Source organism: Collinsella sp. AM18-10 (genome assembly GCF_003471585.1).
In the GTDB taxonomy this organism is placed as follows: Bacteria; Actinomycetota; Coriobacteriia; order Coriobacteriales; family Coriobacteriaceae; genus Collinsella.
Genome location: NZ_QRJO01000027.1, coordinates 1 through 7,178 on the forward strand (window position 1 = coordinate 1; position 7,178 = coordinate 7,178).

7 protein-coding genes are annotated in these 7,178 nt (G+C 52.9%); 2 read left to right on the top strand and 5 right to left on the bottom strand.

All coding sequences use genetic code 11. From position 1 onward, the window contains the following. Window positions 1–384 precede the first annotated feature (384 nt). Window positions 385–1,893, bottom strand: a complete 1,509-nt coding sequence (locus tag DW211_RS09810; protein WP_158568524.1) for an ATP-binding protein — start codon at window positions 1,891–1,893, stop codon at window positions 385–387. Window positions 1,894–2,001: 108 nt separating this feature from the next. On the opposite strand from DW211_RS09810, the gene DW211_RS10070 reads away from it, so the two are divergent. After that, window positions 2,002–2,808, top strand: coding sequence for a hypothetical protein (locus DW211_RS10070; RefSeq protein WP_147357264.1), 807 nt, complete (start codon window positions 2,002–2,004; stop codon window positions 2,806–2,808). Between the two features lie 79 nt (window positions 2,809–2,887). Here DW211_RS10070 and DW211_RS09815 read toward each other — a convergent pair whose 3' ends face one another. The 4 genes from DW211_RS09815 to DW211_RS09830 form a co-directional block, all read right to left on the bottom strand. Further along, entirely contained in the window at window positions 2,888–3,097 is a 210-nt protein-coding gene (locus DW211_RS09815; RefSeq protein ID WP_118260571.1) for a hypothetical protein, read from the bottom strand. A gap of 66 nt (window positions 3,098–3,163) precedes the next feature. Beyond that, a complete protein-coding gene (locus DW211_RS09820) occupies window positions 3,164–3,730 on the bottom strand; it encodes a hypothetical protein (protein ID WP_118260572.1) in 567 nt (188 codons plus the stop codon). 22 nt (window positions 3,731–3,752) lie between these two features. Next, window positions 3,753–4,706 carry a hypothetical protein gene (locus DW211_RS09825; RefSeq protein WP_147357265.1) on the bottom strand — a complete coding sequence of 318 codons (954 nt, stop codon included), beginning with the start codon at window positions 4,704–4,706 and terminating at the stop codon, window positions 3,753–3,755. An 82-nt stretch (window positions 4,707–4,788) separates the two neighbouring features. Continuing rightward, complete coding sequence (locus tag DW211_RS09830) at window positions 4,789–5,820, bottom strand: site-specific integrase (protein WP_118260576.1); 1,032 nt, start codon at window positions 5,818–5,820, stop codon at window positions 4,789–4,791. 354 nt (window positions 5,821–6,174) lie between these two features. On the opposite strand from DW211_RS09830, the gene DW211_RS09835 reads away from it, so the two are divergent. Then, window positions 6,175–7,143, top strand: coding sequence for a hypothetical protein (locus DW211_RS09835; RefSeq protein WP_118260578.1), 969 nt, complete (start codon window positions 6,175–6,177; stop codon window positions 7,141–7,143). Window positions 7,144–7,178 lie beyond the last annotated feature (35 nt).

A 7,178-nucleotide genomic window follows, 5' to 3' on the forward strand; every position in this document is an offset into this window, starting at 1 on the left:
GACACATGTATGTCAATCCTGGTCTAACAGAGCCTTAAATATTCGTTGTTGCCATACCACTTTCGATAATTTCCACCTTTGTTGTATGGAACCCATTTACCCTTTGCGTCAACATCTTCCAGAGATTTTGCACCTTCAACCACATCGGATTTACTAGGTTCCCACCAAAACCTGAGGAAGTAATCATTGTTGGCAGTATGAATACCCTCCCGAAACGCCAGAGAGCTATCGAACTCGGGACACTTTTCGAATACATTCTGTATTTTTTTGCTTGACCAATAAGCGATCGGTTGTCCAGGAATTACCTGAAAATCTTCTGTGCAGCACCGATAGAACCACCCGCACTCAGGGTCCGCAAGGGCCTCCAAGGACCCTGTACATTACCTACCGCGGCAAGAGGTACCGAATGGAGCGGCTTTGGCCTCCGTTGGATATTAGAGCGCCTAATTCCACGAGCTTCTTGATGCGTCGGTTCGCAGTCGCTCGCGATACTCCAAGCATCTCCGAAATCTCAGACGATGCCGCCGATCCATTTGCCCGGATGTAATCCAAGATAGGGTCAGATTCGCCTTCCGCCACGTCTTCACGATGTTTCAAGGAAGATGGGGCCGCACCGGCATCGGCCTTCTTTCTCATGGTCAGCACGAAGAGGGAGATGCTGTCAACCGGCTCGGCTGGACTCATCCCCCGATCCTTAAGCGCGGCCTGGATCTGGGCGAAGCCCGTCCCCTTGTTCTCGACGACGTAGCCGCGCTCCGGGTAACCTTCCGGATAGGGGGTGCTCTCCAGGATTCGCGAGAGGAATTGGTTCCTGCTTGAAGAAGAGCCGTATTCCCCCATGTTGTCGACGGTCACGGTCCCGTAGAGCCCGCCGGGGCTCACTACTTCGATACGGTCGTCGAACATGTTCACCTGGACCTGGGACGCCACGCCCTCCTGTGAATAGTCGCGGTGCATCAGCGCATTAGCCACGGCTTCGCGGATCGCGACTTCCGGGTATTCGGCAACGTCCCGGCGCGATCCTCCTTCGACGTAGGACACAACGCGCATGTTGCGACGCACCGAGGATAGCGTCTCGGACACCATGACGGGTATGGGGCCTATGATCGTCCTCGAGTCAAGGAAGCGGGCGCCGTCCTGGGCGAGCTCCTCCTTCGAATTCCCCGGGAAGACCGCGAAGGTCACGTTTGCCCTGGGGAAATGCTTCTGGGGGTGCCTGCCGAGCGCCATGAGGCCGGCGAGCGTCGGTCTCGTCTCCCCGTCAGATGCGCGAGCGGTCACCCCCATGGTGAGAAGCGCGTCCTCATCGGAGAGACCGGCGAACACGCGGGGCGATGCGGCGCGCTCTCGCCTGAGAAAGCCGTCGACGAGCTCCGAGTCAAGCTCCGACACGTCAGCGCCTTCCACCACCTGGGCATCGTATCGGGGCTGCTGGCGCTCCTCCATAAGGCGATCGACCTCATAGCGGGAAAGCTTCCTGTCGCCTTCGCCCGTCCTGATAAACGACCCGTCGTAAGGGCCGCGCGCCTTGATGTAGCAGGGCTTTCTGAACGGCTCGGTTTCAGGAATGTGCGCAACGACCAGAAGCGAGCTCTCAAACTCCTCAATCTGGATGTTCGCGCGTACAGGAGGTTCCATCTTGTCGGCGCACGCTTGGGAAAGCGCTTCGGAGATCCTCTTTGCGTCAAAGCCCTCGACCGGAACGAACCCCTCTTTCTCGGAAAGGCCGCACACCACGGTTCCGCCCGAGCAGTTTGCGAAAGCGGAAAGCGTCTCCACGATGTCTTTGGGAAGTGCCATCGACGCCGTCTTAACTTCGACATCGGCCGTATCGCTGTTAACCCTCCTTGCGAACCTGACGAATTCGTCGATATTAAATCTGCTGACGCTCATGATTCCTCCCATCGTTTTGACTCATTTTAACTGAACCGACTCATAATCGCATCAATTTGAGCAGATTTGATTCGAAAAGCGTTTTGAATGAGCAGATAATGATTAGATTTGAGTAGCTACGATGTGACTTTATCCACTGGATACTTGGAGGCCCTTGCGGACCCTGAATGCGGGTGGTTCTACCGCCCCGGCGCCGACGCCTTCAAGCAGATCCCCGGCACTCTCATAGCCTACTGGGCCAGCGATGGGCTAATCGAGTCTTTTCGCCTTGGAGTGTCTTTGGGAAAGCTGGGGCGGACATCTAAGGGGTTAATTACTGGGGACAACGACTTTTCTTTAAGGCTGTGGTGGGAATGTACCCAGGCTGAGTTTTGTGCTCATGCGGCTTCAGATGAAGAAGCAACTCTATCTGGTAAAAAATGGTTTCCATGTAATAAGGGTGGGATATTTCGCAAATGGGATGGTAACCACGATTATGTAGTTCTTTGGGGCGATGGTGGTGCTGCCATATTCGACCATGCGAAGAGCACCGGACACCATTCTCAAGACTACAGCGTAGAATTGAAATTCCAGCCTAATATTTCATGGTCCGATATTAGTAGTAGCGCGCCGTCTTTTCGTTTTAGGGATAATGAGATTGCCGAACATTGCGGAATGCCGTATTTTCCTCGCCAGGCCTCACTGCTCTATTGTCTTGGTCTGCTGAATTCTTCCGTTTCAAAAGAACTGTTCTCATTCCTTAGCCCTACGCTTCATCTGAATATCGGAGAGCTTGAAAAAGTGCCATTAATAGATTCGACTAATGACACACATTCTGAAATAGAGAATATTGTTACTGAATGTGTGTCATTATCAAAACTCGATTGGAACCGGCTCGAAAATTCATGGCAGTTCCTGCGTCATCCCTTGATTTAGGCGCTGGCTATGTCCGAGACGTATAAATGGGAATTCTTTTCAAAACACAAGTGCCTAACCCACAGTTGATGCTGTGGCTTTACAAACGATTTGTTTTAATTTGCCCTGAAGAGTTGGTTTCCACCCGAGGAAAGGCATTTACTTCCCTCGGGTGGAGGAATAGTGGATTCCTTGCGGCGCGGTCGCGCAGGCGGTCGGCCATGCTGTAAGGCCTCATGCGGGCCTCGACGCCGGCGATGGGCTCGTTACGGGCCCAGGCGTAGTAGTTCCTGATGGCGGTATCGTTCATGGCTATCAATCCTGGAATAAATAGGCGAGTCAAACAATAATGGCCTTATTCAACCATTGGCCCCTATTAAACAAAGCTCCCCGTATCAAAATAACTACCGAAGTAGCAGTTCTCAGCATAGAGAGCCATTTCGCCCAACTTCGAACCATCCTTAGCAATAACTATCGAATCCCTGTCGCTATACGTTGTATCCGTGCTTGCCAGATAATATGAGCAAGGCCCGACAATAATCTCTTCCGCAGATCGGTAAACAGTCAGAACCTCGGACACGCTCAAATAGACGGGAGAGTAGCACCTATCACCGCTCGCATCGGCCACAGCTTTTTGGAGTTCCAAAGAATACGGTGCGATACTTTGCTCCCCGTCCAAGACGCCACCAATCAACAACGCAAAGCAGTGGTTCTTCTCAAATGAGTGAACCGCGTTGAGCTCAAGGCGGAAATCAGAGACCTTGAGGTCCAGTCGGCCAAGTATACTTTCATCCGCCTTATTTATAAATTTGTCGAAGTCACCAGAAATAAATGGCATCTCGGAATCATCCCTAGGATGAAGAAGGGACACAAACAGTTCCTTGACCCTAGATTCGTTTTCAAGACTGACAGTGATGGCAGAAGCCGCCTTTAAAGCGCACATTATAGGCTCCTTTCAATGAAGGCTAGATAAGCGGATGACGTTTGAAATCCCAGGAGGTTTCAAACGAATCCCAGTCAACTTTAGATTCAGACCTCAAAGCTCTTACATAATTGATTATTTCATCCTGTTGAGCATAGTCGAAAGGCTTCGCTATCGGTATGCGCGCAACATCTCCTACATTAAAATTAAGTGATGGGGAGAGCAGTGCCATGAAAAACATTGCAATTGAGCTATTTGCAACCCCCTGAATTAACGCAAGCATCGACTCATTCGCGTAGAAACAATTTCCGGCATGTTCGGGCAAATAGCCAGCAGAAACGTATCTAGTTGAGAAGACACCACTTGATATGGAGCTCCAGGTCACAGCCGGCAAAAAGTAAAACTGCCTATTTTTTATATGTGGCCCTGAAAAAGCGATTAATTCAGCACCATCATGTTCCCAAAAAATAACGCTCTCGTTATTTCCAAACCATTTGCGAAACTGACCGCCAGAAGTACAGGGGAGCCATTTTGCCCTACTCTCTCTTGCCTCCTCGTGCGATTGAATAGCGTCATCAAAGTCTATAAGCTCAATCTCCCACCAGAGACGCATGAAACGCATGTTATCTCTAGTTACCATCCCTTGCTTAGGCTGAGCACAGCACGATAGACCAGGCAAGAAAGCCATGTTCTTGATTGCTGCATCCGAAAGCCAGTAGGCTATGGGTGTACCGGGGATTTGATTGAAAGTGTCGGCGTCGCGGCGGTAGAACCACCCACAGTCAGGGTCCGCAAGGGCCTCCAAGATTCCTGCTGATTTTCCTTCTTCGGACCCCATGACGACGAACCTGAAGTAGGCCCCTTCATCATCATTTCTAGCATTGCTGAATACGGCGACAGTTGTTGATGTGACTTCACCGCCAATGGCGCCAAGCGCTCTTGCTCCCAGGCACGCCATGGAGAAGATTGAATAGTTGCGTTGGATCTTTCCACGCAATGGTACCCACGCAATTTGTCGGGGCTGCCAGGTTCCCGCAACTGCGAGAATTCTGACAGCCCCGTCTTTTGATGCAAGTCGCTTATTCTTCGCAGAACAGAGTCGAGTCGAGCGAAATGGCAGCTGCTCCGTCAGAGAGCGGAATGGCATGCGCATAACAGCTCATCGTGATGTCCGCAGACGAATGTCCAAGCCTCATTTGAACCGTCTTGATGTCCACTCCGCGAGAGATGAGCAGTGTGGCATGGGTGTGCCTCAGTTCGTGGAATCGCAGCTTCTCGAAGCCATTTCTATCCGCCCATTTCCTCCACCAGTGCTCGAAGGAGTCCATGCTGGGACGGGAGCCATCGCTATCGCATAGGATGCTTCTTGACAAAGGGGCTTCAGTATTGAGCAGCTGGGATCGCTGCCATTCTTTGAACTCTGCCAGAAGGTTCGAGAGACTGTATCCCACCGCGACGCTGCGAATACCGCTCGCGGTCTTGGGCGCGCCGATGATACCGTCTGCCTTAACGGCCTTGGCGATGCTCAGCCTGAAGACGCCTTCATCGAAGTCATCCCACGTGAGGGCGAAAATCTCGCCGCGGCGAAGTCCCGTCGAAAGCGCGATGCACACTGCAAGCGAGAACGATGCCCGTCGCATGTTTCCTTTGGTGATCTCCCTTTTGAAGTTGTCCACCATGAGCTTTGTCAGTTTAGTTGCCTGTGGCATGGTGAGGAAGCGCGACTGACGGTAGTTCGCCTTGGGCCGGGGAACTTTCGAGAATGGATTGCTCGAGACTGCGCCCAGGCTGATTCCCCAGCTGTAAGCCTGGCTTCCCGCCAGATGCGCTGCCCTGAGGGTCGCCGATGACAGCCCGGTGCCCTTTCTGCCGCCGCTTCTTCCCAACTCGCAGAGAGCGAGCGTTATCTGCCTCGAGTCGACCTCATCCGGCACCAAGGTGCCTATCCAGCGCCCGAAGAGCATCGCCTTCTGTGCGGATTTCCTTGCGGTGCAGGGCGCAACCTCCCTTAAGAGTTCCCGTTCTTGTGCCCACGTTGCAACGAGCTCTCCATAGGTTCCGAACGTTTTCTCGCGCACATTCGGCGCTGTTTCGTCATCCATCTTTTGCATGTTGTCTCCTGTGTCTATTTGCTATTGGCGGCTAAACTGTCTCCCATTTCTTGGGCATGAGAAATGGGAGACCTTCTTTATGCACGTTGATTTGAGGGTGAAGCAAATGGCGACGGTAATCGCTCTTCTGGCCACGCTCGCACTTGTTGCTCAACAAATGGGGGAGCTAGTGGAGTAAGTTAATACATGTCGACGGCTAAACGGGGTTTGCCCGCAGCGGGTGGGTTCTCAAAATGGTGCTTATGAATGCTCTGCATGGGGCGCCATAAGCCCTGCTGTCGGGTATGCTTGTCTATGTTGACGTAACTACGCTTGGTCGGGTTTTAATCGACTCGGATTGGATGGGATAGAGATATGGCAACGTTGCTCGCCGATAAATACGAGGCTCGCAAGGCCGAGGTCAATGCTCGCTTTGAGCAGCTTCGCGCTAACGAGGAGGAGCTCAACCGAATCTTTGCCAAGATCTACAACATGGAGGGCGAGGTGCCCATCGAGGTCGAGGATAAGTATGTCTCGGTGGCGCGCATCTTCGATACCGTCGACGAGATCCCCGAGAGTTACAAGGGCAACAAGTATGTGCGCACCAAGCGCGACGAGATTACCTCGCTTATAAGCTATGCCGTGGGCTGCATGTTTGGCCGTTATTCGCTGGACGTGGACGGTCTGGTCTTGGCCGATCAGGGTGCCACGGTCAACGACTATCTGGCCAAGATGCCCGACCCCGATCACGTGACCTTTATGCCCGACGGCGACAACGTGCTGCCCATTACCGATGACGAGTACTTTGACGACGACATCGTGCGTTACTTTATCGACTTTGTGCGTACCGTGTACGGCGAGGAGACGCTCGAGCAGAACCTGGCCTTTATTGCCGAGGCGCTCGGCGGCAAGGGCACTTCGCGCGAGGTCATCCGCACCTACTTTTTGAAGGACTTCTTTAAGGACCACTGCCAGACCTACAAGAAACGTCCCATCTACTGGCTGTTCGACTCGGGTAAAAAGAACGGCTTTATGGCTCTGGTGTACATGCACCGCTACACGCCCGATTTGCTGGCGCGCATTCGCACCGACTACGTGCACGAGCAGCAGGAGCGCTATCGTTCGCAGATCGCCGACGCCGAGGACGCGCTGGCCACGGCCGAGCGCGGCGAGAAGGTCGCGCTGACCAAGCGCATCAAAAAGCTCAAGGATCAGCTGACCGAGACCGTTGCCTACGAGGAAAAGCTGCATCACCTGGCCGACCAGATGATCAAGATCGACCTGGATGACGGCGTCAAGGTCAACTATGCCAAGTTCCAGGATGTGCTAGCAAAGATAAAATAAGGCTCTGTTAGACCAGGATTGACATACATGTGTCC

Coding starts and splice junctions, on each gene's coding strand:
- DW211_RS09830 (WP_118260576.1), bottom strand. CDS start 5,820: ATGCAAAAGATGGATGACGAAACAGCGCCGAATGTGCGCGAGAAAACG.
- DW211_RS09815 (WP_118260571.1), bottom strand. CDS start 3,097: ATGAACGATACCGCCATCAGGAACTACTACGCCTGGGCCCGTAACGAG.
- DW211_RS09835 (WP_118260578.1), top strand. CDS start 6,175: ATGGCAACGTTGCTCGCCGATAAATACGAGGCTCGCAAGGCCGAGGTC.
- DW211_RS09810 (WP_158568524.1), bottom strand. CDS start 1,893: ATGAGCGTCAGCAGATTTAATATCGACGAATTCGTCAGGTTCGCAAGG.
- DW211_RS09820 (WP_118260572.1), bottom strand. CDS start 3,730: ATGTGCGCTTTAAAGGCGGCTTCTGCCATCACTGTCAGTCTTGAAAAC.